The following is a 25,131-nucleotide window of genomic DNA, read 5'->3' on the forward strand; positions in this document are numbered from 1 at the left end:
TTAGCCTGAAACAACCGCCGTACCTGACCACCCCAGTAGCGTTGCAACGAACAACGCACGAGGCGGCTCAGCCAACATAGAGCGAACTTACTTATGCCGACTGACACCCACACGTTTCACCTTTCACCCCAGGGCAAACTGCGCTGGGCCATCGCCAGCCTGTTCCTGCTGCCGCAACTGGTACTGGCCGCCGGCATCACCGTGGTCGAAGGGCCTGGCGGGATACCGCAACTGCAAAACCAGCAGGGCGTGCCCATCGTCAATATCGTCGCACCGAATGCCGGCGGCCTGTCCCATAACCAGTTCCTGGACTACAACGTCGACCGTCAAGGCGTGGTGCTGAACAACGCCCTGCAGGCCGGCCAGTCGCAACTCGCCGGGCAACTGGCGGCGAACCCGCAGTTCCAGGGCCAGGCGGCGAGCGTGATCCTCAACGAAGTGATCAGCCGCAACGCCTCGACCTTAAACGGCGCCCAAGAGATTTTCGGTAAGGCGGCCGATTATGTGTTGGCCAACCCCAACGGTATTTCGGTGAATGGCGGGAGCTTCATCAACACCCCGAACGCCAACCTGGTGGTGGGCCGCCCCGAACTCAATGACGGCAAGCTGCAAGCCTTGAACACCCGCGACGCAAGCGGCCAACTGACGGTGCACGGCCAAGGCCTGCAAAACCGCGCGGGCTCGATCAACCTGATCGCGCCGCGCATCGACAGCGACGGGCGCTTGAGTGCCCGCGATCAACTGAACCTCACCGCAGGCCGCAACCAGGTCGACTTCGCCAGTGGCCAAGTGCGCCAGGTCGACCCGGCCAGCAAGACCCAGGACCAGCGCATCGACGCCAGCCTGTTTGGGGCGATGCAGGCCGGACGCATCAACATCATCAGCACGGCCGAAGGTGCTGGCGTGCGCGTAGGCGCGGTGCAGGTAGAAGGTCGTGACGGGGTCAACGTCAGCTCGGCCGGCGACCTCGACATCGGCGGCCAGGTCCACGCCAACAGCCTGGACGCCACCCGTGCCGGTGTGCGAAGCCAGCATGGCGATGTGGACTTGCACAGCGCCAAGGATTTGAACCTGGCCGCCACCGACGTCAGTGGGCGCAACGTCAAGCTCGACGCCGGTCGCAACCTGACCCTCAGTAGCCTGGAAAGCCGCAAACTCCAGGAAAAACGTGAACAGTGGGACAACAGCAACTTCCTGTTCACCTACGAAACCTACGACCGCACCACCACTGATAAAGACTCGCGCCAGCACGGTAACAAGGTCGTAGCGCAGCAGGATGCAACGCTGTCTTCCGGCGCCAAGGCCGAGATCAAGGCCAGCCAAGTCGAAGCGGGCAATGCCTTACGTGTCAACAGCGGCGCCGACCTGCTGGTGAACGCCGCGACTGAAACCCATGAAACCCGGGATCAGGGCAACCATCGCAAACATCTGTGGAAAGCCAACTGGGATAAATCTTCCAGCGAGCAACGCAGCGTCACCAGCAGCCTCAAGGCCGGCAAAACGCTGGAGCTGACCAGCCAGCAGAAACTGCAATTGCAAGGCGCCGAACTGAAAACACCCGGCGATATTCAATTGGCCGGCCGCCAAGTGGAGATCAGCAGCGCCAGCCGCACCCAGGTAAGCCGCGACAACGCTTACTCCGGCGACCTGACCGGCGGCAGCTTCTTTGGCAAGAGCGGCGACGGCGACAAGGGCAAAACCTTGAACACCGGCAGCAAGGTCAACGCCGACGGCAAACTGCTCGTCAAGGCCGACGACGTGCGCATCAGCGGCAGCCAGGCGCGTGGCGGCAAGCAGGCCAGCGTGATCAGCGACAAAGGCTCGCTGGTGATCGACGGCGTAAAAGACACCTCCCACGACAATAGCTACAGCAACGACAGCAAGTTCTTCGGCATTTCCAAGGATGAAAGCCGCAAGCAACTCAAGGACAGCACTGTCGTGGCCAGCAACCTGCGCTCGGACAGCAACCTCAAGCTGCAAAGCGCCAAGGACATTCAAGTCAGTGGCTCTCAGGTGTCGGCCGCCGGTAAATTACAGGCGGACGCCAAGGGCGATATCAAGATCGCTTCGGCTGACAACACCACACACGACACCACCACCACTCACACCCGTGGTTTCGATGGCTACGCCAAGGAAAACGCCGAAGGCACCCGCCAGTACCGCGCTGGCGTGAGCTTTGAGGACCAGCAGCAAACCAGCAAGACCGACACCACAAAACAACAAGCTTCCAGCCTCAGCGGCGCCAGCGTGGCGGTCACCGCCGATGGCAATGTGAGCATCAAGGGTTCCGGCGTCCAAGCCACCCAGGGCGATGCAATTTTGAGCGGCAAAAACGTCGAGTTGCTGGCGACCGATAACAGCACGCGCAACACCACCGACAAAACCACCACCGGCGGTGGCGTGTACTACACCGGCGGTCTGGACAAGGCTGGCAACGGCGCACAGTTCAGCCATCAAAGCAGCCACGACAACAGCAGCAACACCACCGCGCAAACCAGCAACGTGGCAGCGGCTGGCAAGTTGACCATCAACGCCGGCAACACCCTCACCAGCCAGGGCGCGCAGGTCAAAGCAGGCTCCGAATTGCAGGTCAACGCCGGCACCGTCGATAACCAGGCGGCGCACAACAGCCAGACCAGTACCCACAAGGAAAACGGTTGGAGCGCCGATGTCGGCGTCAATGTTGAATACAAAGGCATCACCCGACCCATCGAAAAAGCCGTCGAAGGTGTGGCCCAGGCCAAATTCCATCAACCCGGTTTGCTCGATGCTTTCGAGCAGCCGAATGTCGGGCTGGACGTGGAAGTCGGTCACACCAACAAGACCCGCACCCAGCAGGACAGCACGGCGGTGGTCAGCCAGTTCAGTGGCGCCACGGTGCAGGTGGATGTCGCCGGTAAGTTGCAGGATGAAGGCACTCAGTACCGCGCCACCGATGGCGGGCTGAAGATCGATGCCGGCGAGCATATCGCCAGCGCCGCAGCCAACACCCACAGCAGCAGCGAACAAAGCGTGGACGCCAAGGCAGGCGTGCGGGTCTACACCACCACCGGTGAAGACGTGAACGTGCGCGGCAGCGGCGCAGGCGGCAGCAGCGATGTGCGCGAAGCCAGCAGCACGGCGGTGGTCGGCAGCTACGCGGGCACTCAGGGCGTGAACATCACGGCCAAGGGCGATGCGCATTACGCGGGTAGCCAGTTCAACGGTGGCCAGGCGGGTGTCAACCTCAAGGCCGGTGGCGAGTTGGCGCTTGATCAGGCCAGCGACACGCAAAGCACAACCAGCAACAGCCTGCGCGGTAATGGTTCATTGACCGTGGGCACCGCACCGGGCACCAACGGTACCAACGTCAACCTCGGTGCTGGTGTGCAACTGGATAACAAGCAGCTGGCCACCCAAGACAGCCAGGCGCGAGTGGCGACGCTTCAAGGCAGCGGGCCGATCAAGCTCAGCAGCGGCGCCGACATGACCCTGCAAGGCACGCAGATCGCCAGCAACGGTGATATCAGCCTGAATGCCGGCGGCAAGCTGGACCTGCAAGCGGCCACCAATACGCATGTCAGCAATGGCAGCAACCTCGGCGGCGGCCTGAGCGTCGGTGCCGGAAAAACCAGTGGCGCCGACAGCAGCGCCAAGACTGGCAGCCTGAGTGCCAACTTCAATATCGGCAAGGTGGCGGAAAACGATCAGGGCGTGGTTGTCGGGCAGTTGCACAGCAAGGGCAACGTGAGCCTCTCCAGCGCCGATGATCTCCATCTGCAAGGTACGCAGATTGCCGCCAAAACGGTCACCCTCGATGCGCAAAACGGCGGCATCCTGCAAGAGTCGGCGCAATCCACCCAGGCTCACAACAGCTGGGGCGTGACCCTCGGCGCGGGTGGCAGCGGCGGTAAAACAACACGGGTCGACGCCGGTGAACACGACACACCCAAGACCCAGCTGGGCATCAATGCCCGCGCCAAGGTCGATGTGGACCACGTGCAAGGCACCACCCAGCACGACAGCCTGATCAAGGCCGATAGCGTAGCCATCAACAGTGCCGGTGATACCCATCTGGCGGGTGCGCGGATAGAGGCGGATCAGGTCAGCGGCAACGTCGGCGGGGATCTTGTGGTCGAGAGCCGCAAAGATCACGTCAGCAGCACTAAGGTCAACGTCGACGCCAAGCTTGATGTCGAAAAAAACCAACCCGGCGTGGTCAACAAGCTCGCCAAGACCACCGGCCCGCTCAAGGACAAGGTGCAAGCCAAGGCCGAGGGCGCGTTCGACAAGCATCGGGAGAAGTTGGAAAACGCCGTCGACAAAGGCACCGAGCACCTCGCTTCGGCCAAGGACAGCGTGATCAACGCCAAGGAGCGCCTGGGCGAAAAGCTCAGCCGCAGTGGCAGCTACGAGGTGAATCCTGAACCCCGTGGCGCCTTTGGCACCCGCGTGGACCAGGCCAAGACCTACCTCGCGGACAAGAAAGATGCACTGGGCACGCGCCTGTCCAGCTTCAAGGACAAAGTCTGGCCAAAAACCAGCGACAGCTACACCGTCAGCGGCAAGGACACCGCCGGCAGCAAGGTGGCCGATACCGCGCAAAACGTACTGTTCGGTGACAAGAGCGGCAACACCAGCTACACGCCGACGCTGAACCTGGACGTCAGCCACGTGGTGAAAGACAGCGTTAATCAGGCCTCGGGCATTCGCGGTGCTCAGGGCGTAAACCTTGAAGTGGCTGGCGACACACGGCTGACTGGCGCGCGGATCAGCGCCGAAAGCGGCAAGGTTGAGTTGGGCGGTTCCAAAGTGACGGCGACGACGTTGGCAGGCAGCGACTATCGCGCCGATGTCGGGCTGAACCTGTCGAAATCGCCGGTCAACCTGGCGCTGGGCGCCAAGGACGAACTGACCCAGAAACAGGACGACGCCACACGCAAGGATCAGGCTTTCAACCTTGGGCCGCTGCGGGTCGGCGGGCACAGTGACCAGCAGGAATTACAGGCGGGGATTGACCAGAAAGGCAGCTAAGTAGCATCGCCTGGGTGACAGCAGCCATGCTCGCTGCCACCCAGGCAAACATTTCTAAATGTTTCTTCATAAAGCCAAACCGTCATTAAACAGCAACATATCAGGAATTAAATCGTCACGTCTTAGACAGGTGGGCCTACCCACTTACCCCTTACCTTGAGGTGTTGTCGTGATGTTGCCGACTAAAAAAAGTCTGTCTGTATTGTTGAGCGCCCTGTGCCTGAGCGGCATGGCCCACGCCACCGACGTTACCGGTGCCGGCTCCAGCTTCGTCTACCCGGTGCTGTCCAAGTGGTCGCAGGACTACAGCAAGAACTCCAGCAACCGCATCAACTATCAGTCGATCGGCTCCGGCGGCGGCATCGCCCAGATCAAGGCAGCCACCGTTGACTTCGGCGCCTCTGACGCACCACTGTCGGCCGACGATCTCAAAGCCGGCGGCCTGGGTCAGTTTCCCAGCGTGATCGGCGGCATCGTGCCGGTGATGAACGTCGAAGGCGTGGCCGCAGGCCAGCTGAAACTCGACGGCGACACCCTGGCAAAGATCTTCCTCGGTGACATCAAGGCCTGGAACGACCCTGCCATCGCCGCGCTCAACCCTGGTGTGAAGTTGCCAAGCGCAAACATCACCGTGGTGCACCGTTCGGACGGCTCCGGCACCTCGTATAACTTCACCAACTACCTGGCCAAAGTCAGCGACAGCTGGAAAACCAAGATTGGTTTCGGCACCACCGTACCGTGGCCGGTCGGTGTGGGCGGCAAGGGCAACGAAGGCGTTTCGGCCTACGTGAAGCAGATCAAGAACTCGATCGGCTTTGTGGAATACGCCTACGCCCTGCAGAACAAAATGACCTTTGCCTCACTGAAGAACGCGTCCGGCAAGTTCGTCGAGCCTAACGCCAAGGCGTTCCAGGCCGCCGCCGACACCGCCGACTGGGCCAGTGCCAAAGACTTCAACCTGATCATGACCAACGCCCCAGGTGAAGGCGCATGGCCGATCACGGCCACCACCTGGATCATCATGTACAAGCAGCCCAAGAATGCCGAGCAAAGCCAGGCGGCGTTCAACTTCTTCAAGTGGTCGCTGGAAAAAGGCCAGGAACAGGCTGCGGCCCTGGACTACGTCGCATTGCCGGGCTCCCTGGTGTCGCGAATCGAAGATTACTGGAAGTCTGACTTCGCCCACTGATTCGCCCTACGACCGCCTTCCTCGATAACTGAGGAAGGCGCTGAGCACCTCTGATATGAACGACACGGTCCACACCCTGGTTATGACTACTCACGCGAGCGACACCGGGGGCGACCGCCGCGCCGCCCGCGATCAACGCCACGACCTGTGGTTCAAACGCTCGATGTTCGGTGCCGCCATGCTGGTACTGGCGCTGCTGGGCGCCATTGCCGCCTCGACCCTGTGGGGCGGCGGGCTGGCGTTCAAGACGTTTGGTTTCGGTTTCATCACCAGCACCGAGTGGGATGCCGTCAATAACCACTTTGGTGCCGTGGTGCCGATTTACGGCACCTTGGTCACCTCCTTTCTCGCCTTGCTGATTGCCGTTCCGGTGAGTTTCGGCATCGCGATTTTTCTGACTGAAGTTGCACCGCCCTGGCTGAAAATGCCGGTGGCCTCGGCGATTGAGCTGCTGGCCGGTATCCCGTCGATCATCTATGGCATGTGGGGTTTGTTTGTGTTCGGGCCTTTCATGGCCGAACACCTGTCGCCGTTGATCAATGACTACCTGGGCGCCCTGCCCTTTGTTGGCTCGCTGTTCCAGGGGCCGCCACTGGGAATCGGCATGCTCACCGCCGGCATTGTGCTGGCGGTGATGATCATGCCGTTTATCACCTCGGTGATGCATGAGGTGTTTCGCAGCGTGCCCACGCAGTTGAAAGAATCCGCCTACGCCTTGGGCAGCACGACGTGGGAAGTGGTGTGGGACATTGTTCTGCCTTACACCCGCTCGGCGGTGGTCGGCGGTATCTTCCTCGGCCTGGGCCGCGCCCTTGGCGAGACCATGGCGGTGACCTTCGTATTGGGTAACGCACAACAGTTTTCCGCCTCGTTGCTGATGCCCAGCAGTTCCATCGCCTCGGTCATCGCCAACGAATTCAGCGAGGCCTACACCGACCTGCATCGCTCTGCGCTGATTGCCTTGGGTTTCCTGCTGTTTATCGTGACCTTCGTCGTGCTCGCGCTCGCGCGACTGCTGCTGATGCGCCTGTCGCGCAAGGAAGGGTTATGAACGCCAACGAACGCCTGTATCGCAAACGCGCATTTAAAAATGGCGTGGCCATGTTCCTCAGTTGCGGCGCCACCGCCTTTGGCTTGCTGTGGCTGACGTGGATTCTGCTGACCACCATTATCAACGGCTTCCAGGCCCTGAACCTGCGCCTGTTTACCCAGATGACCCCACCGCCCGGCACCGAGGGCGGCCTGGCCAATGCGTTTTATGGCAGCGCGTTGATGTCGGGTATCGCGTTGCTGATCGGTACGCCCATCGGGCTGATGGCCGGCATCTGGCTGGCAGAGTTCGCACGCCACTCGCGCCTGGGGACTACGGTGCGTTTCATCAATGACATCCTGCTGTCCGCCCCCTCGATTGTGCTGGGTTTATTCATCTACACCGGGGTTATCCTGCCGCTGAACCTGCTGACCAATCATCAGGTCGGCTTCTCTGCCATCGCCGGTGCGCTGGCGCTGGCGCTGCTGGTGATTCCGGTGGTGGTGCGCACCACCGATGAAATGCTCCAGTTGCAACCCTCCACCATGCGCGAGGCGGCCCTGGCACTCGGTGTACCGCAGTGGAAGCTGACGCTGCAAATCGTGCTGCGGGCGGCCAAGGCCGGCGTAGTCACCGGCATCCTGCTTGCCCTGGCGCGCATCACCGGGGAAACCGCGCCACTGCTGTTCACCGCCTTTGGCAATCAGTTCTGGAGCAGCAACCTGCTCAAGCCGATCGCCAGCGTACCCGTGGTTATTTTTCAGTACGCCATGAGCCCGTTCGACGACTGGCATGCACTCGCCTGGGCCGGCGCATTGGTCCTGACGTTGTTCGTGCTGGTACTCAGCCTGGCATCCCGCCTGATTCTTTTACGCAATAGGTCTCACTGATGGACGCCACCGGCATTGCTCCCGACAAAACCAAAATCCAGGTGCGTGGGTTGGAGTTCTTCTACAACAACCAACGCTCGCTCAAATCCATCAACATGGATATTCCGGAAAAGCGCATTACCGCCATCATCGGGCCTTCGGGCTGCGGCAAATCCACCATGCTGCGGGTGTTCAACCGCATCTACTCGATGTACCCCAAGCAGGAAGCGCGCGGCGAAGTGCTGCTCAACGGCGAAAACATCCTCGCCCCCGGCTACTCGATGAACCGCCTGCGCAGCCACGTAGGCATGGTGTTCCAGAAGCCGGTGCCGTTTCCGATGTCGATCTACGACAACATCGCCTACGCGGTGCGTCACCACGAAAAACTCTCGCGCCGCGAAATGAACGACCGCGTCGAACAGGCCCTGCGCGGCGGTGCGCTGTGGGATGAAGTCAAAGACAAACTCAACCAGAGCGCCCAGAGCCTCTCCGGCGGCCAGCAACAACGGCTGTGCATCGCCCGCACCATCGCGCTGCGCCCGCAGGTGCTGCTACTGGACGAACCAACCTCCGCCCTCGACCCGATTTCCACCGGACGTATCGAACAGTTGATTACGGAATTGAAGGCGCAGTACACGGTGATCATCGTGACCCACAACATGCAGCAGGCCGCGCGGGTGTCGGACAGCACCGCGTTTATGTTCATGGGGGAATTGATTGAGCATGGCAAGACCGATCAGATCTTTACCACGCCGAAGATGAAGCAGACGGAGGACTATATTACGGGGCGGTTTGGCTAAGGCCGGGCAACGAGCCGTCTCTTGGAGGCGGTTTTTTACCAGCGCCAAATTGCAGGCAAAAAAAAACCCGGAAATCCTCACTTGCGTGGGCCTTCCGGATTTTCTAAACCGCCAAAAATGGTGGGTCGTGTGGGATTCGAACCTACGACCAATTGGTTAAAAGCCAACTGCTCTACCAACTGAGCTAACGACCCGCTGTGTGGTGGCGCGTATAATACTGATTTCTAAGGATTATTCAACACCTTATTTTAAATAAATCAGAAATAACGCGTTGGGTCCGCAATTGCGGCGTTTTTGAAGCCTTCTGCTCGCAGTCTGCAAGCGTCACATTTCCCACAGGCACGACCGGAATCGTCTGCCTGGTAGCAGGAAACTGTCAGCGCGTAATCGACGCCCAGTCCTACGCCAGCCTTCACGATGTCTGCCTTGCTCATGTTCTGCAGCGGCGCCTGAATGCGGAATCCCTGCCCTTCCACTCCGGCCTTGGTCGCCAGGTTGGCCATGCGTTCGAATGCCTCGACGTATTCCGGACGGCAGTCCGGGTAGCCGTTGTAGTCGAGGGCATTAACGCCAATGAAGATGTCGCGGGCTTTCAATACTTCGGCCCAGCCAAGCGCGAGGGACAGGAATACGGTGTTGCGCGCCGGCACGTAGGTCAACGGAATGCCTTCGCTGGGCGCTTCAGGCACATTGATGCTGCTGTCCGTCAGGGCCGAGCCGCCGATGCCGTTGAGGTTGAGGCCGATCACCTTGTGCTCGACCACGCCCAGCTCACGGGCAACACGCTCGGCGGCGTGCAGCTCGGCGCGGTGGCGTTGGCCGTAGTCGAAACTCAGGGTGTAGCAGCTGTAGCCTTGGGCGCGGACCATGGCCACCAGCGTGGCGGAATCCAGACCGCCAGAGAGCAGGATGACCGCGCGCTTTTGCTCGGTCATGTCAGCGCCCCGGCTCGTCGTTCCACAGGTATTTGTGCAACTGCAATTGCAGGCGCACCGGCAGGTTGTCCGCCACGACCCAATCGGCCAGGTCGCGGGCGTTGAGGTCATGGTGGCTCGGCGAGAACAACACCTCGCCGGCACGGCGGTCGAGGTTGTACTGGATCAGCTTGGAGGCCGCCCAGTCATAGTCATCCCGCGAACAAATCACGAACTTGACCTGATCGTTGGCCGTCAGCAAATCCATGTTGTCGTAGAGGTTGCGGTGCGCTTCCTTGGAGCCCGGGGTCTTGAGGTCGACCACCCGGCTCACGCGCGCGTCAACCGCGGAGATATCCAGGGCGCCGCTGGTTTCCAGTGAAACCTCATAGCCAGCGTCACACAGCCGCTTGAGCAACGGGATGGCATTCGGCTGGGCCAGGGGCTCACCACCTGTCACACAGACGTAGCGCGGCTTGAAGCCGGCAACCTGCTCGATGATGTCGTCGAGGGTGCGCACGGTGCCACCGCTGAAGGCGTAGGCGCTGTCACAGTATTGGCAACGCAACGGGCAGCCGGTCAACCGTACAAATACGGTAGGCAGGCCAGCGGTACGCGTTTCACCCTGTAACGAGTAAAAAACTTCGGTAATACGTAATGTGTCTTGCATAGTCGCCACGGGCGTAACAGCTAAACAGGCTGTCCGCCTCCGTCAGGCACTTCAAGGAACCCCGCCAACGCGTAGGCCCCAAAAAGCGTGTTTCATAAAAGGGCGTGGATTCTAACGAAAAAACCCGCGCCAGGCGCGGGTTTCTTCTAAACGGGTTGCATCGCTTACAAGCGCTGCAGATCCCGCTGGGCCAACTGGGCTGCGGAGGTACCCGGATATTGGGCAACCACCTGTTGCAAAATGCCTTTGACCTTGTCGGTGTGACCCAGGCGGCGTTCTACATCAGCCAGTTTATACAGCGAGTCAGGCACCTTGGCATGCTTTGGGTACAGCTGGCTGACCTTGGCAAATGCCTGGCCTGCCGCTTGCAAATCACCCTTTGCCAGGTTCACCTCACCCAGCCAGTACTGGGCATTGCCCGCGTATTGGCTGTTAGGGTATTTGCGCAGGAATGCGGTAAAGGCCTGGCTGGCCTTATCGAAATCCTTGGCTTTGATCAGGTCAAAAGCTGCGTCGTAATACAGCTTTTCCTTGGCCGGATCACCCGGTTCGCTGCTGGCAGCAGGCGCTTGGCTAGCCGCTGCGCCTGCTGCTGCACCACCGGCGGCAGCGCTTGGCGCGCCACCGGCAGAAGAATTATCAGGAGTTGCGGCAGGTGTTACGCCGGCTCCAATGCGTCGATCAAGATCCTGGTAACGCTCCAGGCCTTCTTGCTTCAGCTGGTTCACTTGGTTCTGCAAGATCTCAATGGTGCCTTGTTGCTGCGACAATTGATCCTGCATACGTTGCAGCTGGTTGAACAGTTCGCCCTGTGCCGAGGGAGCGGCAGTTGCCGGTCCCCCAGCATAGGCGCCGTTCGTGCCATAACCCGCTGGCGGATAACTGCTCCCGCTATTGTTATAGCCAGAGTTGCTATCTTCCACAGGAACCGCAGCCCACACCGCAAGCGGTGCGAGGCTGAGAGCCAATACAGTTAGAGCACGACGGCACGTTCGCATGACGAATTACTTACGCAGTTCGACGCGACGGTTTTGAGCCCACGACTGTTCGTCGTTGCCAGTTGCAACTGGACGCTCTTTACCGTAGGAAACCAGTTCCAGTTGGCCTGGAGCAACACCTTGCAGTACCAGGTAGCGTTGAACGGCTTTCGCACGACGCTCGCCCAGTGCCATGTTGTACTCACGAGTACCACGGGCGTCAGTGTTACCTTCCAGAACAACGCGAGCGCCGTTAGCTTTCAGGTCCTTCGCGTGAACGTCCAGAGCGCGCATGGCTTCTGGCTTCAGGTCAGAACTGTCGTATTCGAAGTAGAAAGTGGTGATAGCGCGCAGAGCAGCTTCTTCGCTCAGGGAGCCGTCAACTGCACCAGTGTTAGCGCCGTAACCAGCGTTTGGATCAACAGCTGCGCCTTCACCGGCATTGTCGCCGCCTTTAGACGAGCAACCAACGGCTACGGACAGAGCCAGAGCCAGAGCAGCAAACTTACCAAACTTCAGCATTTCCATCGTGAAACTCCTAATGAACCCCAGTGTGTTAAGCAATTCTTTTTGTAGCGCCGCGTCAGTTCAGGTAAGGGGACCAGGATGGTTCTCTGACTTCGCCTTGTGCGGTAGGAAGCGGGAGCCTTACGCGTCCATTAATGGACACGAGCATCAAGACTCCCCGGCCCTGCTGGCGGGTGGCGTAGATTACCATGGTGCCGTTGGGCGCAACAGTGGCTGACTCATCAAGGTTGGTATCTGTGAGGATTTTTACCGTTCCACGCTGCAAATCCTGGGCCGCAACCCGGAAATTAGTGAAACCATCCTGACGGTGAATCATCACCAACGTCTTTTCATCGGCCGAAAGCTTAGGGTTGGCATTGTAGTTACCAATAAAGGTCACGCGTTCCGCGCCACCGCCACCTACGCTTGTTTTGTAGATTTGAGGCTTGCCGCCACGGTCGGAGGTGAAGTAGATGGTCGAACCATCCTTACCCCAGAAAGGTTCGGTATTGATGCCCGGGCCACTGGTTACACGGCTGATCTGGCGCGAAGCCATGTTCATCACGTAAATGTCCGGGTTGCCGTCCTTGGACAGTACGAACGCCAGGCGCGAACCATCCGGCGACCACGCAGGGGCACCGTTGAGGCCTTCAAAGTTGGTGATCTGCTCACGACGACCCGTATCGATGTGCTGCACGAAAATGCGCGGGCGGCGCTGTTCGAACGACACATAGGCAATACGCTTGCCGTCCGGCGCGAAGCGCGGCGACAGGATTGGCTCACGCGACTGCAGCAAGGTCACGGCGCGGGCGCCGTCGTAGTCCGAACGCTGCAAGGTGTAACGCGTGTTGTCTACGGAGAAACGCTCAGCCGTTACATAAAGCAGACGTGTCGAGAACGCACCCTTGATACCGGTGAGTTTTTCAAACGACTGGTCCGAGATGTAGTGCGCCATGTCCCGCAGTTGTTCGGCGGTGCCCGATACGCTGCCGGTCAAGACCTGCTGCTCGGTGGCCACGTTGAACAACGTGTACTGGATTTGCAGGCGACCGCCGGCCGGCGTAATGCTGCCGACCATCAGGTACTGGGCGCCTACCGCTTTCCAGTCACGGAAAATGACTTCGCTGGCCTGGGTCGGCTGGCTGATCATGTTGCCTTTTGGAATAGGCGCGTAGTAGCCGGAGTTGCGCAGGTCGTCGCTGACGATCTGGGCCATGTCATCCGGCAGCACGCTGCCGCCCTGCCAACCGAACGGCACTACCGCGATCGGGGTGGCCCGATCGCTACCGCTGGTGACCAGAATGTTCTTTTCATCCGCCGCCGCTATCCCTGCCATACAGCAAATAACGACAAGCATTCCTCGAAGAAGGTTTCTCACAAGGCTAGATCCTCAGGTGTGAATGTCATCTTGAATGAACGATAGGGAGCGAAGTCGCTTGGTTTCATTCCCTGCATCTCGGTCAACCGGCCAATGTTCTTGACCGCGGCAACCGCCGAACTGTCGAACGAACCGTCACCACTGGACTTGGACACGCTGACCGAAGTCACCGTACCGTCCGGCAACATGCCGATCTGCAGCACTACTGTCATGCCTTTACGTGCCGAAGGTGGACGTGTCCAACCTTCCGCTGCCCGTGCCCGAATCAGGTCGTCGAAACTGCCCGCGACTTCATCGCCACGTTCATCGGCCAAGGCTTGCTGACGCTGCGGCGTGTCGGAGAGCAAATCTGCCAAGGCCTGGGCCTTTTTCTCTTCGGCGGATTTACGCGCTGCTTCCTGGGCCTTTTTCTTGCTGGCGTCGGCGGCAGCTTTCTTCTTCGCGTCGTCGGCGACTTTCTTCTTCGCCTCGTCTGCTTCAGCTTTTTTCTTGGCGTCTTCGGCGGCTTTCTTCTTCGCGTCTTCGACTATCTTCTTCTTGGCGTCTTCAGCGGCCTTTTTCTTGGCCTCTTCTTCGGCAGCTTTTTTGGCTTCTTCTTCAGACTTCTTCTTGGCTATATCAGCCAATTGTTTCTCTTCAGCCTTTTTAGCTTCGGCAGCTTTATCGGCTTTTTTGGCTTCATCAGCCTTTTTGGCCTCGTCAGCTTTCTTGGCTTCGTCAGCCTTTTTCGATTCCTCGGCCTTTTGAGCCGCCTCTTCTTTCTTTTGTTCCGCAGCAGCCTTCACCGCTTCCTGCTCGACCTTCTTCTGTTCCATCTGCTCGACTTCGGTCTGGCGCGCAGCCGACTTCTGGGCCTCACCCGCAATCTTTTGATTGGTCTGGGTGGTGGCCTGACTTTTCGATTTCAGCTGATACAGGGTCGCCTGCACGATCGGCTTGGCTGGCGGCAGGTCCGGGGTCATGGCAAAGCTGACGAACAGCATGCCAAACACCAGGACGTGCAGGGCAATTGCCCAGACGCTAGGCCAGAAGTAGCTTTCCGAGGCGGACGGCTCTCGCTGTTGCTGCATCAGGGCGCCTCGGTAATCAAGCCAACGTTACCCACGCCGGCCTTCTGCAGCCCGCCCATGGCGCCCATGACGGAACCATAGTCGACCACTTTGTCGCCGCGAATGAACACTTGCGTGTGCTTGCCACCTTCGTTGCCGGACCGGATGATCTTGGTCACGGCGTCCGTCATCTGCGGCAAGGTCATGGCCTTGTCCTGCTGTTTCTGGGTGTCGACTTCGCTGCCAAGGTTCCAGTAATAGGTCTTGTCAGCCTTGATCGAAATGGTCAGGACCTGGGTGTTGTTGTCTTGCGGCAAGGCTTCGCTGGAAACCTTGGGCAGATCAACCTTCACGCCCTGATTGAGCATCGGCGCGGTCACCATGAAGATAACCAGCAGCACCAGCATCACGTCGATGTAAGGCACTACGTTCATCTCGGCGACCGGCTTGCGCTTTTTGCGAGCTCGAGCGATTAAAGCCATTGGAAATTACCTGCTTATTCTTCGCTGGTGTGCACTTTACGGTGCAGGATCGCCTGGAATTCATCGGCGAAGGTGTAGTAACGGCTGATCAAGGTTTCGCCACGAGCGGCAAAACGGTTGTAAGCAATTACTGCGGGAATAGCGGCGAACAGGCCGATCGCGGTGGCGATCAAAGCCTCAGCGATACCCGGGGCCACGGTGGCCAGGGTCGCTTGTTGCGCCTGGGCCAGGCCACGGAAGGAGTTCATGATGCCCCACACGGTACCGAACAGGCCGATGTACGGGCTCACGGAACCGACGGTGGCGAGGAACGGCAAGCTTTGTTCAAGCTTTTCTTCTTCGCGGGAGATGGCAACGCGCATGGCACGGGCCACGCCTTCCATGACCGCTTCCGGGTCAACACCCGGTTGCTGGCGCAGGCGCGAGAATTCCTTGAAACCGGCGCGGAAGATCTGCTCTACGCCCGAATCCGGGTCCGGGTTGCTACCGGCCTGACGGTACAGCTTGGACAGGTCGATACCCGACCAGAAGCGCTCCTCGAAGCTCTCCAGGGCACGTCGACCGGCACGCAGCAGGTTGCTGCGCTGAAAAATCATGACCCAAGAGGTAACCGATGCGGCTACCAGGACCAGCATCACCAGTTGAACCACAACACTGGCATTGCTGACCAGGCTCCACATGGAGGAATGGTCGACGACGGTAGGTTCCACGCTAAATCTCCTGCTTTGAGTGTTTACCCGCGCCGCTTACGCCGGCAAAGGCCGCACGTAGAGCTTCGGGAATGGCCCGGGGTTTCAAACTATTGGTGCGCACACAGGCCACCAGGAACTGCCCCTCACAGAGCAGCGTTGCATCCGTTGCCCGCCTGACCTGCTGTTTAAAGCGCAGGCTGACACGGTTCAATTCGATAACTTCAGCGCTGACCAGCAATTCGTCGTCCAGTCGCGCCGGTGCGTGGTAGCGCGCCTCGCTGGAATGCACGACGAATAACAGGTCCTCCCCTGCCAGCTGGGATTGGGCAAAGCCCAGCTCCCGTAGCCGCTCGGTTCGAGCCCGCTCCATGAACTTGAGGTAGTTAACGTAATAAACGATGCCGCCGGCATCGGTGTCCTCGTAATAAACGCGACAGCGATGTGCGAACGACTGATCCCCGTTTTGCGCGCGCATACTCTAGTGCTTACTCCTCAGGTTGCCAATCCGGCTGGGCAACTGTTTTTGCATTCTATTCAGCATTTCTAACGACTGAATGACGACACCAGCCACTAGGACAGCACAAACTTCAGATAAATCGTCTGGCGTGGTGTTTTTAATCGTCCACTGCATCGAGGAATTCGTCTACTACAGGCATCTCGCCCAATCGTGACGGAATGTTTAACCCGAAGTGCAAATAGGCGTGGCGCGTGACCACGCGCCCCCTTGGCGTACGCATGATGTAACCCTGTTGGATCAGGTACGGCTCCAGCACATCCTCAATGGTATGGCGCTCCTCACTGATCGCCGCTGCCAGGCTGTCCACACCGACCGGGCCGCCGTCGAACTTCTCGATCATGGTCAAGAGTAGACGTCGATCCTGATGGTCGAAGCCGTGCTCGTCCACATCCAGCAGGTTCAAGGCCAAATCCGCCACGGCCTTGGTGATATGCCCCTTGGCCCGCACTTCGGCAAAATCGCGCACACGACGCAGCAAGCGATTGGCGATACGCGGCGTACCACGGGCGCGGCGGGCGATTTCGAACGCGCCTTCCGGGTCCAGTGGCAACCCCAGGATGCCCGCCGAACGGCTGACAATCGTCGCAAGATCGGCAGTGCTATAGAACTCTAGACGTTGAACAATGCCGAAACGGTCTCGCAGCGGATTGGTCAGCATCCCGGCGCGCGTGGTGGCGCCGACCAACGTGAACGGCGGCAGGTCGAGCTTGATCGAGCGGGCTGCCGGGCCTTCACCGATCATGATGTCGAGCTGGAAGTCTTCCATGGCCGGGTACAGCACTTCCTCGACGATCGGCGACAGCCGGTGAATCTCGTCGATAAACAGCACGTCGTGCGGTTCAAGGTTGGTCAACAGCGCGGCCAGGTCACCCGGACGCTCCAGCACCGGGCCGGAGGTGGACTTGATCGACACGCCCATCTCCTGGGCGATGATCATGGCCAGGGTGGTCTTGCCCAGGCCTGGCGGGCCGAAGATCAACGTGTGATCGAGGGACTCATTACGCCCACGCGCAGCCTGGATAAACAGCTCCATCTGCTCGCGCACGGTCGGCTGGCCGATATAGTCGGCAAGGCTGACGGGGCGGATGGCGCGGTCCTGGACTTCTTCACGGTCGCGCGGGCCGGTGGCCGCGATCAGACGATCAGCTTCAATCACTTAAATCATTCCCTTCAGGGCTCGGCGGATCATGTCTTCGCTGCTCAGGTTCTTGTCCTTGATGGCCGACACGGCTTTGCTCGCCTCCTGGGGCTTGTAGCCCAGGGAGATCAGCGCGCTCACGGCATCGCTTTCGGCACTGGCGACCTGGCCGGCCGGCATGTCCGGCTGATTCGGTACCAGCGCGAACATGTTCGGCACCACTTCCCAGGCCTTGAAACGGTCCTTGAGTTCGACCAGCAGACGCTCGGCGGTTTTCTTGCCGACACCAGGCACCTTGGTTAACGCTGACGTGTCCTGGGCCGAAACTGCGCGTACCAACTCGTCCACTTCCAGGCTCGACATCAACGCCAGCGCCAGCTTTGGCCCCACGCCATTGAGGCGAATCAGCTCACGGAAGAAGTCGCGGTCGCGCTTGCCAATGAAACCATAGAGCAATTGCGCGTCTTCGCGCACCACCAAATGCGTGTGCAATGTTATCGGCTCACCGATCGACGGCAAACGGTACAAGGTGGTCATGGGCACTTCCAGCTCATACCCCAACCCATTTACATCCAGAATCAGGTGCGGCGGCTGTTTCTCAGCCAGGGTGCCGCGCAAGCGTCCAATCACGGTTCAGATCCTTAAAGCTTGGGGTCAGAGCACGGCCTGACCGGAAATAACGATTGCGCTGATGCTATCAGAGACGCAGCCGCCCGCCACGACTGCGTGCGGTGCCCAGGCCATGCGGCAAGAGGCTGGAACGCGTGTGTGCATGGCAAATGGCAATGGCCAGGGCGTCGGAGGCGTCGATTTGCGGCTTTGAGGTGAGCTTGAGCATGTGCATGACCATCATCTGCACCTGCTCTTTATTCGCCGCGCCGGTGCCGACCACGGCCTGTTTGACCTGGGTCGCGGTGTATTCGGCGATTTCCATGCCCTCCTCCGCACCGGCCACAATAGCAGCGCCACGGGCCTGGCCGAGCTTTAAGGCAGAATCGGCGTTTTTGGCCATGAAGACCTTTTCGATGCCCATGGTGACCGGCCCGTAGGTCTGGATCACTTCACGCACGCCGCGGTACACAATCTGCAGGCGCTCAGCCAACTCGCCCGCGCCGGTACGGATGCAGCCCGAAGCGACATAGACGCAGCCACGCGGGGTGTGTTGCACCACGCCAAAACCGGTGATGCGCGAACCGGGGTCGATACCAAGGATTAAAGTCATAACGCCTGCGGGTTGGGAAAAACATGATTCTTGCGGCCAACAACAATCAAATGTGGGAGCTGGCTTGCCTGCGATGCAGACACTTCGGTATTTCCGTCAAACCGAGGTGATGCTATCGCAGGCAAGCCAGCTCCCACAGGCGATTTTCATGGTGCTCAGGTGAGTTGTTCGGCTACGGATTCCGGGATGTCGGCATTCGAGTAGACGTTCTGCACATCATCCAGGTCTTCGAGCATATCCAGCATCTTCAGCACTTTCTGCGCGCCGTCCAGGTCCAGCTCGGCGCTGGTGGTCGGCAACATCACGATTTCTGCGTCGGTGCCTTTGAAACCCGCCGCTTCCAGCGCGTTACGCACGGAGTAGAAGCCGGCAAACGAGGTGAATACGTCGATGGAGCCGTCTTCGTTGGTCACCACATCGTCGGCGTCTGCCTCCATGGCCGCCTCCATCAGGGCGTCTTCATCGGTGCCGGGGGCGAACGTGATCTGCCCCTTGCGCTCGAACAGGTAAGCCACCGAGCCATCAGTACCCAGGTTGCCGCCGCACTTGCTGAAGGCATGGCGCACAGCAGCCGCGGTGCGGTTGCGGTTGTCGGTCATGCACTCAACCATCACCGCCACGCCGCCTGGGCCGTAGCCTTCGTAGCTCAGCTCGACCATGTCGTCGGTATCGGCAGCGCCGGCACCACGGGCCACCGCGCGATCAATGATGTCGCGGCTCATGTTCGCGCCCAAGGCCTTGTCCAGCGCCAGGCGCAGACGCGGGTTGGAACCTGGGTCACCACCGCCTTGACGGGCGGCGACGGTCAGTTCGCGAATCCACTTGGTGAAGATCTTGCCTTTCTTGGCATCCTGACGCTCTTTGCGGTGCTTGATGTTCGCCCACTTGGAATGGCCAGCCATAACACAACTCCGAAATTCTCTAGAAACCTTATCAATCCCGCCCCAGGCAGGAATTCCCTCTTTTAAACGCAAAGGCGCATCCGAAGATGCGCCTTTTTGACTGCGTAAAACCTTATTGCGCTTTCACGCCGCAGCCTTACTCAGCCTTCGGCGCCTCGCGCAGACGGATGTGCAGTTCGCGCAGCGCCTTGGCATCCACCACGCCCGGAGCCTGGGTCATGACGTCCGCAGCACTCTGGGTTTTCGGGAAGGCGATCACTTCGCGGATCGACTGGGCGCCGGTCATCAGCATCACCAGACGGTCCAGGCCAAACGCCAAGCCACCGTGCGGCGGTGCGCCGTACTTAAGGGCGTCGAGCAGGAAGCCGAACTTCTCTTCCTGTTCCGCTTCGTTGATGCCCAACAGGCGGAACACCGCTTGTTGCATCTCTTTGCGGTGGATACGGATCGAACCGCCACCCAGCTCGGTGCCGTTGAGCACCATGTCGTAGGCGCGCGACAGAGCACCCGCCGGGTTGGCTTCCAGCTCTTCAGGCGAGCACTTCGGCGCGGTGAACGGGTGGTGCAAGGCGCTGAAGCTGCCGTCTTCGTTTTCTTCGAACATCGGGAAGTCGACGACCCACATCGGCGCCCACTTGCAGGTCAGCAGGTCCAGGTCGTGACCGAGCTTGATGCGCAGCGCGCCCAAGGCTTCGCTGACGATCTTGGCCTTGTCGGCACCGAAGAACACGATGTCGCCATCGACTGCACCGACGCGGTCGAGGATCGCGTTCAGGTTGTCCAGCGGGATGTTTTTCACGATCGGCGATTGCAGGCCGTCAACGCCATTGGCGCGCTCGTTAACCTTGATGTACGCCAGGCCTTTGGCACCGTAGATGCCGACGAACTTGGTGTAGTCGTCGATCTGCTTGCGCGGCATGCTCGCGCCGCCAGGCACGCGCAGGGCGGCGATACGGCATTTCGGGTCGTTGGCCGGGCCGCTGAACACCTTGAAGTCGACTTCCTTGAGCTGGTCGGCCACGTCCACCAGTTCCAGCGGGTTACGCAGGTCTGGCTTGTCGGAACCGTAGCGGCGCATGGCTTCTTCGAAGGTCATGTGCGGGAATTCGCCGAATTCCAGGTCCAGCACTTCCTTAAACAGGTTGCGGATCATTTGCTCGGTCAGGCCCATGATCTCTTTTTCATCGAGGAAGCTGGTCTCGATGTCGATCTGGGTGAATTCCGGCTGACGGTCAGCGCGCAGGTCTTCGTCGCGGAAGCACTTGGCGATCTGGTAGTAGCGGTCAAAGCCGGCGACCATCAGCAGTTGCTTGAACAGCTGCGGCGATTGCGGCAATGCGAAGAAGGAACCGGCGTGGGTACGGCTCGGCACCAGGTAGTCACGCGCACCTTCCGGGGTGGCCCGGGTCAGGATCGGCGTTTCGACGTCGAGGAAGCCGTTTTCGTCGAGGAAGCGGCGGATGCTGGTGGTCATGCGCGAACGCAGGCGCAGCTTCTCGGCCATTTCCGGACGACGCAGGTCCAGGAAACGGTAGCGCAGGCGGGTTTCTTCGCCCACGTCGGAGTATTCGTTGAGTGGGAACGGCGGGGTTTCCGACTCGTTCAGCACTTCCAGCTCATAGCCCAGCACTTCGATGGCGCCGGAGGCCATGTTGGCGTTTACAGCACCGGCCGGGCGTAGACGCACCTTGCCGGTGATCTTCACGACGTATTCGCTGCGCACGCGGTCGGCGGCGGCGAAGCTCTCGGCGCGGTCCGGGTCGAACACCACTTGGGCCAGACCATCACGATCACGGATATCGAGGAAGATCACCCCGCCGTGGTCGCGGCGACGGTGAACCCATCCGCAAAGGGTGATTTCCTGACCATCCAGGGTCTCGTTCAGTTGGCCGCAATAGTGGCTGCGCATCATGGTAGTGGTTTCACTTCTCGTAATTCGAAATTCGGTGGAGGCTCGCCTTGTCACCGTACAGTTAAGCAGGGGACGGATAATGCAGGAGCCTGCGCGTAGAGTTCAACTCAGTCTGCTTTGTCGCCGCCCGCCAGATTCTTCTTGGCGCCGGTCTTGAAGTCGGTCTCATACCAGCCGCCGCCGCTCAGGCGGAAGCCCGGCATGGACAACATCTTCTTCAGCTCAGGTGCCTGGCAGGCAGGGCAATCGACCAGCGGCGCGGCGCTGATCTTCTGAATGGCTTCCAACTGATGACCACAGGAAGCACATTGATAATCGTACATGGGCATGGAGATGTCTCGGCGATCAGATCGTAACTGCGCCACGCCCACCCTGTGGATAAGCCAGGGGCGCGCAGCAAAGCGCGAGATTATATCTGGTAAATCGACACAGCGCAGCCGGCTTTCTGCCCGAAGCCTGGCCCGCCTTGACGGTGGGCCTGCTTCGCAACCGGCGGTTTAATCCAGGCCCGTGGCGCTGGCACGATCTTTTAATACGTGGACCACGCACACCACCCGCACCAACCCGCTGAAGTTCTTCACTCCCCCGTAACGCAAATGCACTTCCCGATCGACATACGACAGCAACGCGCTGACTGAACAGGCATTGATCCTGGCTATCTCCGTGAGGATATTCCAGTAGATCTGCTCAAGACGCAGGCAGGTGGAAAACCCATTGAGCCTGACCGACCGGGACAATGGCTTGGCCAGTCCCATGTCGAACCCTTTGGCAAAGGGGTCGACCTTTATCTTGTGAAAACCGGCGGTTTCCATCACTCCATTACCCACTCCGCGTGACATACACCTGACACTCCATTGCCAAACAGCAGCCCATGGGTTTCTCCCATTGGGCAGTGGGCCTATAAAACAGCAGGGCGAGAGGGGCAGCCAGAAGACGCGGATTGGAAAGTTGTAGGACAACGGCAGGAAATGCGGAGAAACAAGCGAGCGGCGCCGGGAAGGCGCCGCTCAGGGAGGGCTTTACTGGTTTTCAAGCAACGAACGCAGCATCCACGCGGTTTTCTCGTGAACCTGCATGCGCTGGGTCAACAGGTCGGCGGTCGGCTCGTCGCTGACCTTGTCGAGCAGTGGGAAAATACCGCGCGCGGTGCGGGTGACGGCTTCCTGGCCGGCCACCAGTTGCTTGATCATCTCTTCGGCGCTGGGCACGCCCTCCTCTTCCTTGATCGAAGACAGCCGGGCATAGATCGAATAGGCACCCGGCGCCGGGAAGCCCAGGGCGCGGATACGCTCGGCAATGGAGTCCACCGCCAGCGCGAGTTCGTTGTACTGCTCCTCGAACATCAAGTGCAGCGTACGAAACATGGGACCCGTGACGTTCCAGTGGAAGTTGTGGGTTTTCAAATACAGTACATAGGTATCGGACAGCAGCCGTGAAAGCCCATCGACGATGGATTTACGATCTTCTTCACTGATACCAATATCGATTGCCATGTTTTTCCCCTTCAATTGACGAACATTCATTGATCAGGTGCAGGACCACTCTAGCAAGAGTGCCGGCGGTGTGCAGCCCGACACAGGCAGAGAGCGTGCGACATATCGCCCCTCTCCACGGCTGTGCCTATGAGCGACGGGCCAACCTTTGTGACGAGTCGGAAAACTTTAAAATTACCGCTCGCAAACCCTGCCACTGTCTAGGACAAGGGTTTGACGCAGAAATGCCTTTGCCCTTGCAACGCCCCGAAATGCTTGATTTGAGTAGGCACAGCCTTTGCTGTTAAATAGGCGGCGTGTGGTTACCGTTCATTTCTGCGGTACGCCACATAGGCTGATACCCGCGCACGTGCTCAACGCCTCCCATTGTTCAGAAGCGAACCGTGCCAGTCAGCTCTTCCTTGTGATCCGTCTTAACGTGAGTTAATCAAAATGTTGAAAATCGTCCACCTCCTGACGGGCGTTGCAGCGTTGCTGCTGTCCTTTATTCCGAGTCTGCAGCCTGAAAGCCTGCCGTACCTGGAACAACACGACGCCCTGTACCTGGCCTTGTTCGGCCTTCTTAACCTGACGCTCGCACCGGTAATCCCTTACTGGAACAAAGGCACGCGTCATCAACTGCAAAACCTGGTCAGCGCGCTGTTGGTACTGACCGTTGTCGTGCAAACCCTCACCCTCCTGGCACCTATGCCTGAAGTGGGCGGCCACCCGGCCATCCTGCTCAGCCTGGTGATTGCTGTGGTCGCCATCGTTCTTCACCTGGCCATCAGCTTCTACCGTTCGTCGCCTGCCGCGGCGTCGCAAAACTACGACATGACCAACCGGGATACCGGGACCGTCAAGTGGTTCAACACCTCCAAAGGCTTCGGCTTTATTTCCCGCGATTCGGGCGACGATATCTTCGTCCACTTCCGGGCCATCCGTGGCGAAGGCCATCGCGTCCTGGTCGAAGGCCAGCGCGTGGAGTTCTCCGTCATGAACCGCGACAAAGGCCTGCAAGCCGAAGACGTGATTGCGGCCTTGCCGCGTCGCTGATTCCTACCCGCAGCGCATAAAAAAACCGCGATCCGGCTGAGCTGGATCGCGGTTTTTTATGCGCGGCTGTTTAACGAAGGACCGATTAATAATGTGGCGGCGGTGCTTCTTCTTCGGAGGTCTCGAACTGCCCGCCCATTTCCTCCTGGCGCTTGAGCAGCGCCGTCATCTGCATTTGCAGGCGTTCAACCGCACGCTGCTGAGTGACCAGGATGTCATTGAGGGTCTCGATGGTGTCGTCCTGGAAGGCCAGGCGGCTTTCCAGATCGGTAACGCGGTCTTGCAGGTCCATGATTCAGTCCTGGCTAAAGATGAAGTCGGCAGGCAATAGCCCGCGCAATTGGCTGCGAATCGCCGCCACTTGCTCTTCGGTATAAGGCCGGGCCGGGTGTTTGCCCCAGACCGGTGCCGGCCAGGCCGCATCGTCACGTTTGCGCACGATCACATGCACGTGCAACTGACTGACGACATTCCCCAGCGCGCCGATGTTCATTTTGTCGGCGGCAAAGCTCGTGTTGAGCTGTTGCGCCAAGACTGTCGTTTCTTGCCACAGTATCTGTTGATCTGCGACATCCAGTTGAAACACTTCGCTGATACCGTTGATGCGCGGCACCAGGATGAACCAGGGGTAATTGGCGTCGTTGGACAGCAGCAGGCGGCAGAGCGGGAAGTCCCCAATGGCCAGTGTGTCTTGTTGCAGGCGTTGGTCTAAGGCGAACACGCGGCACTCCGTTCGGCAGGTCAATTTCAGGTGCCCAGCATACCTTCGAATGCCCGAGGCTTCACGGCGAATGCGGGAGCGTTCAGGCAACCGGGCAAAAAAGCACGCACCCTTTCGAGGCAGGCAAATATTTGAGCTACGCTAAATCGGGCCTCAGCGGGATGCACCAAAATGACCCACCCGTGCCTCAAAGGGATCCGCCAATTACCCACTCAAGGGGTGAACCGGTAACGCTTTGCCCTGGCACAGGATTTTTGTACCTCCCAACAGGTGTTTCAGCGGGGCGTCAAGCCCAAACCAAACGACGTAAAAAGCCCGTGCTTATGCGGTTTTTACACGGCCGTAACGTTTTTCACGAAAAAATGACATTCGGTTACCGCTTTGTGCACGCTTGTTGCATTCACACCCGTATCGTCGGCAACGGCACCCGTATGGATACAGGTGTTACGCGATAAGAAACAGTAGCGTTCAGGTGCCTTTCAAGGATGAGTTCAAACTTCGCAAGGGGTATGAATACTGCACTTTAGTTGTCAGCCTGGTCACACTCGGGCTGTGAATTTGCGACAGGGAAATAGCAATTTACGACAGCCTCGTAAAGAAGCTGAAAGGATAGATGAGTAA

At 59.4% G+C, this 25,131-nt stretch carries 25 protein-coding genes and 1 tRNA gene; 6 read left to right on the forward strand and 20 right to left on the reverse strand.

Annotated features, from left to right (window positions below; all coding sequences use genetic code 11):
• The first annotated feature begins 93 nt into the window (after positions 1-93).
• The 5 genes from HU759_RS24180 to pstB all read left to right on the forward strand — a co-directional run bounded on the left by HU759_RS24180 (position 94) and on the right by pstB (position 8,901).
• On the forward strand, positions 94-5,013 hold the full coding sequence (locus HU759_RS24180; RefSeq protein ID WP_170039893.1) for a hemagglutinin repeat-containing protein: 4,920 nt from the start codon (positions 94-96) through the stop codon (positions 5,011-5,013).
• A 172-nt stretch (positions 5,014-5,185) separates the two neighbouring features.
• Positions 5,186-6,202 (forward strand): phosphate ABC transporter substrate-binding protein PstS, encoded by a 1,017-nt coding sequence (pstS, locus tag HU759_RS24185; protein ID WP_017139136.1) that lies wholly within the window; start codon positions 5,186-5,188, stop codon positions 6,200-6,202.
• Positions 6,203-6,257: 55 nt separating this feature from the next.
• Positions 6,258-7,253, forward strand: a complete 996-nt coding sequence (gene pstC, locus HU759_RS24190) for a phosphate ABC transporter permease subunit PstC (RefSeq protein WP_017139135.1) — start codon at positions 6,258-6,260, stop codon at positions 7,251-7,253.
• Positions 7,250-8,122: a phosphate ABC transporter permease PstA gene (gene pstA, locus HU759_RS24195; RefSeq protein WP_017139134.1), complete on the forward strand. Its 873-nt coding sequence runs from the start codon at positions 7,250-7,252 to the stop codon at positions 8,120-8,122. Before pstC ends, pstA begins: the two co-directional genes overlap by 4 nt.
• Entirely contained in the window at positions 8,122-8,901 is a 780-nt protein-coding gene (gene pstB / locus HU759_RS24200) for a phosphate ABC transporter ATP-binding protein PstB (protein ID WP_017139133.1), read from the forward strand. Before pstA ends, pstB begins: the two co-directional genes overlap by 1 nt.
• A 118-nt stretch (positions 8,902-9,019) precedes the next feature.
• Here the strand turns inward: pstB and HU759_RS24205 are convergent.
• From HU759_RS24205 to HU759_RS24290, 18 genes are all read right to left on the reverse strand, one after another.
• Positions 9,020-9,095: transfer RNA gene (locus tag HU759_RS24205), tRNA-Lys, on the reverse strand.
• Between the two features lie 63 nt (positions 9,096-9,158).
• Positions 9,159-9,836 (reverse strand): 7-cyano-7-deazaguanine synthase QueC, encoded by a 678-nt coding sequence (queC, locus tag HU759_RS24210; RefSeq protein WP_099549396.1) that lies wholly within the window; start codon positions 9,834-9,836, stop codon positions 9,159-9,161.
• A 1-nt stretch (position 9,837) separates the two neighbouring features.
• Positions 9,838-10,485 (reverse strand): 7-carboxy-7-deazaguanine synthase QueE, encoded by a 648-nt coding sequence (gene queE / locus HU759_RS24215; RefSeq protein ID WP_017139819.1) that lies wholly within the window; start codon positions 10,483-10,485, stop codon positions 9,838-9,840.
• 164 nt (positions 10,486-10,649) lie between these two features.
• Positions 10,650-11,483, reverse strand: a complete 834-nt coding sequence (gene ybgF / locus HU759_RS24220; protein ID WP_017139818.1) for a tol-pal system protein YbgF — start codon at positions 11,481-11,483, stop codon at positions 10,650-10,652.
• 6 nt (positions 11,484-11,489) lie between these two features.
• Positions 11,490-11,990 (reverse strand): peptidoglycan-associated lipoprotein Pal, encoded by a 501-nt coding sequence (gene pal, locus HU759_RS24225; protein WP_003193861.1) that lies wholly within the window; start codon positions 11,988-11,990, stop codon positions 11,490-11,492.
• Positions 11,991-12,045: 55 nt separating this feature from the next.
• A complete protein-coding gene (tolB, locus tag HU759_RS24230; RefSeq protein WP_032865998.1) occupies positions 12,046-13,326 on the reverse strand; it encodes a Tol-Pal system beta propeller repeat protein TolB in 1,281 nt (426 codons plus the stop codon).
• A 17-nt stretch (positions 13,327-13,343) separates the two neighbouring features.
• Positions 13,344-14,417 (reverse strand): cell envelope integrity protein TolA, encoded by a 1,074-nt coding sequence (tolA, locus tag HU759_RS24235; RefSeq protein WP_017139816.1) that lies wholly within the window; start codon positions 14,415-14,417, stop codon positions 13,344-13,346.
• The gene (tolR, locus tag HU759_RS24240) at positions 14,417-14,869 is read right to left on the reverse strand and encodes a protein TolR (protein WP_161630238.1); all 453 of its coding nucleotides are present in this window, start codon (positions 14,867-14,869) and stop codon (positions 14,417-14,419) included. The genes tolA and tolR overlap by 1 nt, the downstream gene beginning before the upstream one ends.
• Positions 14,870-14,892: 23 nt before the next feature.
• Positions 14,893-15,588, reverse strand: a complete 696-nt coding sequence (gene tolQ, locus HU759_RS24245) for a protein TolQ (RefSeq protein ID WP_003209819.1) — start codon at positions 15,586-15,588, stop codon at positions 14,893-14,895.
• Position 15,589: 1 nt separating this feature from the next.
• A complete protein-coding gene (gene ybgC / locus HU759_RS24250; RefSeq protein WP_186617261.1) occupies positions 15,590-16,045 on the reverse strand; it encodes a tol-pal system-associated acyl-CoA thioesterase in 456 nt (151 codons plus the stop codon).
• Positions 16,046-16,184: 139 nt separating this feature from the next.
• On the reverse strand, positions 16,185-17,243 hold the full coding sequence (gene ruvB / locus HU759_RS24255; protein ID WP_017139814.1) for a Holliday junction branch migration DNA helicase RuvB: 1,059 nt from the start codon (positions 17,241-17,243) through the stop codon (positions 16,185-16,187).
• A complete protein-coding gene (gene ruvA / locus HU759_RS24260) occupies positions 17,244-17,855 on the reverse strand; it encodes a Holliday junction branch migration protein RuvA (RefSeq protein ID WP_056858571.1) in 612 nt (203 codons plus the stop codon).
• Between the two features lie 67 nt (positions 17,856-17,922).
• A complete protein-coding gene (ruvC, locus tag HU759_RS24265; protein WP_024077147.1) occupies positions 17,923-18,447 on the reverse strand; it encodes a crossover junction endodeoxyribonuclease RuvC in 525 nt (174 codons plus the stop codon).
• 155 nt (positions 18,448-18,602) lie between these two features.
• Positions 18,603-19,349 carry a YebC/PmpR family DNA-binding transcriptional regulator gene (locus tag HU759_RS24270; RefSeq protein ID WP_138451547.1) on the reverse strand — a complete coding sequence of 249 codons (747 nt, stop codon included), beginning with the start codon at positions 19,347-19,349 and terminating at the stop codon, positions 18,603-18,605.
• A 136-nt stretch (positions 19,350-19,485) separates the two neighbouring features.
• Positions 19,486-21,261 (reverse strand): aspartate--tRNA ligase, encoded by a 1,776-nt coding sequence (gene aspS / locus HU759_RS24275; RefSeq protein WP_017139809.1) that lies wholly within the window; start codon positions 21,259-21,261, stop codon positions 19,486-19,488.
• Between the two features lie 107 nt (positions 21,262-21,368).
• Positions 21,369-21,590: a zinc ribbon domain-containing protein gene (locus HU759_RS24280; RefSeq protein WP_017139808.1), complete on the reverse strand. Its 222-nt coding sequence runs from the start codon at positions 21,588-21,590 to the stop codon at positions 21,369-21,371.
• 168 nt (positions 21,591-21,758) lie between these two features.
• Entirely contained in the window at positions 21,759-22,100 is a 342-nt protein-coding gene (locus tag HU759_RS24285; protein ID WP_017139807.1) for a ribbon-helix-helix domain-containing protein, read from the reverse strand.
• 180 nt (positions 22,101-22,280) lie between these two features.
• Positions 22,281-22,754, reverse strand: a complete 474-nt coding sequence (locus HU759_RS24290) for a Dps family protein (protein WP_003193874.1) — start codon at positions 22,752-22,754, stop codon at positions 22,281-22,283.
• A 432-nt stretch (positions 22,755-23,186) separates the two neighbouring features.
• Between HU759_RS24290 and HU759_RS30025 the strand changes: the two genes are divergently transcribed.
• On the forward strand, positions 23,187-23,789 hold the full coding sequence (locus HU759_RS30025) for a cold-shock protein (RefSeq protein ID WP_003193875.1): 603 nt from the start codon (positions 23,187-23,189) through the stop codon (positions 23,787-23,789).
• An 85-nt stretch (positions 23,790-23,874) separates the two neighbouring features.
• Here HU759_RS30025 and HU759_RS24300 read toward each other — a convergent pair whose 3' ends face one another.
• Both HU759_RS24300 and HU759_RS24305 read right to left on the reverse strand, forming a co-directional pair.
• Positions 23,875-24,081 (reverse strand): SlyX family protein, encoded by a 207-nt coding sequence (locus tag HU759_RS24300; RefSeq protein WP_017139805.1) that lies wholly within the window; start codon positions 24,079-24,081, stop codon positions 23,875-23,877.
• A gap of 3 nt (positions 24,082-24,084) precedes the next feature.
• Entirely contained in the window at positions 24,085-24,510 is a 426-nt protein-coding gene (locus HU759_RS24305; RefSeq protein ID WP_138454013.1) for an HIT domain-containing protein, read from the reverse strand.
• Between the last annotated feature and the right edge of the window lie 621 nt (positions 24,511-25,131).

Source organism: Pseudomonas sp. OE 28.3 (assembly GCF_014268205.2).
GTDB classification, from domain to species: domain Bacteria; phylum Pseudomonadota; class Gammaproteobacteria; order Pseudomonadales; family Pseudomonadaceae; genus Aquipseudomonas; species Aquipseudomonas edaphica.

Excerpts from the sequence above, each read along its gene's own strand:
- HU759_RS24180 (WP_170039893.1), top strand. The coding sequence starts at position 94 with ATGCCGACTGACACCCACACGTTTCACCTTTCACCCCAGGGCAAACTG.
- pstS (WP_017139136.1), top strand. The coding sequence starts at position 5,186 with ATGTTGCCGACTAAAAAAAGTCTGTCTGTATTGTTGAGCGCCCTGTGC.
- pstC (WP_017139135.1), top strand. The coding sequence starts at position 6,258 with ATGAACGACACGGTCCACACCCTGGTTATGACTACTCACGCGAGCGAC.
- pstA (WP_017139134.1), top strand. The coding sequence starts at position 7,250 with ATGAACGCCAACGAACGCCTGTATCGCAAACGCGCATTTAAAAATGGC.
- pstB (WP_017139133.1), top strand. The coding sequence starts at position 8,122 with ATGGACGCCACCGGCATTGCTCCCGACAAAACCAAAATCCAGGTGCGT.
- queC (WP_099549396.1), bottom strand. The coding sequence starts at position 9,836 with ATGACCGAGCAAAAGCGCGCGGTCATCCTGCTCTCTGGCGGTCTGGAT.
- queE (WP_017139819.1), bottom strand. The coding sequence starts at position 10,485 with ATGCAAGACACATTACGTATTACCGAAGTTTTTTACTCGTTACAGGGT.
- ybgF (WP_017139818.1), bottom strand. The coding sequence starts at position 11,483 with ATGCGAACGTGCCGTCGTGCTCTAACTGTATTGGCTCTCAGCCTCGCA.
- pal (WP_003193861.1), bottom strand. The coding sequence starts at position 11,990 with ATGGAAATGCTGAAGTTTGGTAAGTTTGCTGCTCTGGCTCTGGCTCTG.
- tolB (WP_032865998.1), bottom strand. The coding sequence starts at position 13,326 with ATGCTTGTCGTTATTTGCTGTATGGCAGGGATAGCGGCGGCGGATGAA.
- tolA (WP_017139816.1), bottom strand. The coding sequence starts at position 14,417 with ATGCAGCAACAGCGAGAGCCGTCCGCCTCGGAAAGCTACTTCTGGCCT.
- ybgC (WP_186617261.1), bottom strand. The coding sequence starts at position 16,045 with ATGCGCGCGCAAAACGGGGATCAGTCGTTCGCACATCGCTGTCGCGTT.
- ruvC (WP_024077147.1), bottom strand. The coding sequence starts at position 18,447 with ATGACTTTAATCCTTGGTATCGACCCCGGTTCGCGCATCACCGGTTTT.
- HU759_RS24270 (WP_138451547.1), bottom strand. The coding sequence starts at position 19,349 with ATGGCTGGCCATTCCAAGTGGGCGAACATCAAGCACCGCAAAGAGCGT.
- aspS (WP_017139809.1), bottom strand. The coding sequence starts at position 21,261 with ATGATGCGCAGCCACTATTGCGGCCAACTGAACGAGACCCTGGATGGT.
- HU759_RS24280 (WP_017139808.1), bottom strand. The coding sequence starts at position 21,590 with ATGCCCATGTACGATTATCAATGTGCTTCCTGTGGTCATCAGTTGGAA.
- HU759_RS24285 (WP_017139807.1), bottom strand. The coding sequence starts at position 22,100 with ATGTCACGCGGAGTGGGTAATGGAGTGATGGAAACCGCCGGTTTTCAC.
- HU759_RS24290 (WP_003193874.1), bottom strand. The coding sequence starts at position 22,754 with ATGGCAATCGATATTGGTATCAGTGAAGAAGATCGTAAATCCATCGTC.
- HU759_RS30025 (WP_003193875.1), top strand. The coding sequence starts at position 23,187 with ATGTTGAAAATCGTCCACCTCCTGACGGGCGTTGCAGCGTTGCTGCTG.
- HU759_RS24300 (WP_017139805.1), bottom strand. The coding sequence starts at position 24,081 with ATGGACCTGCAAGACCGCGTTACCGATCTGGAAAGCCGCCTGGCCTTC.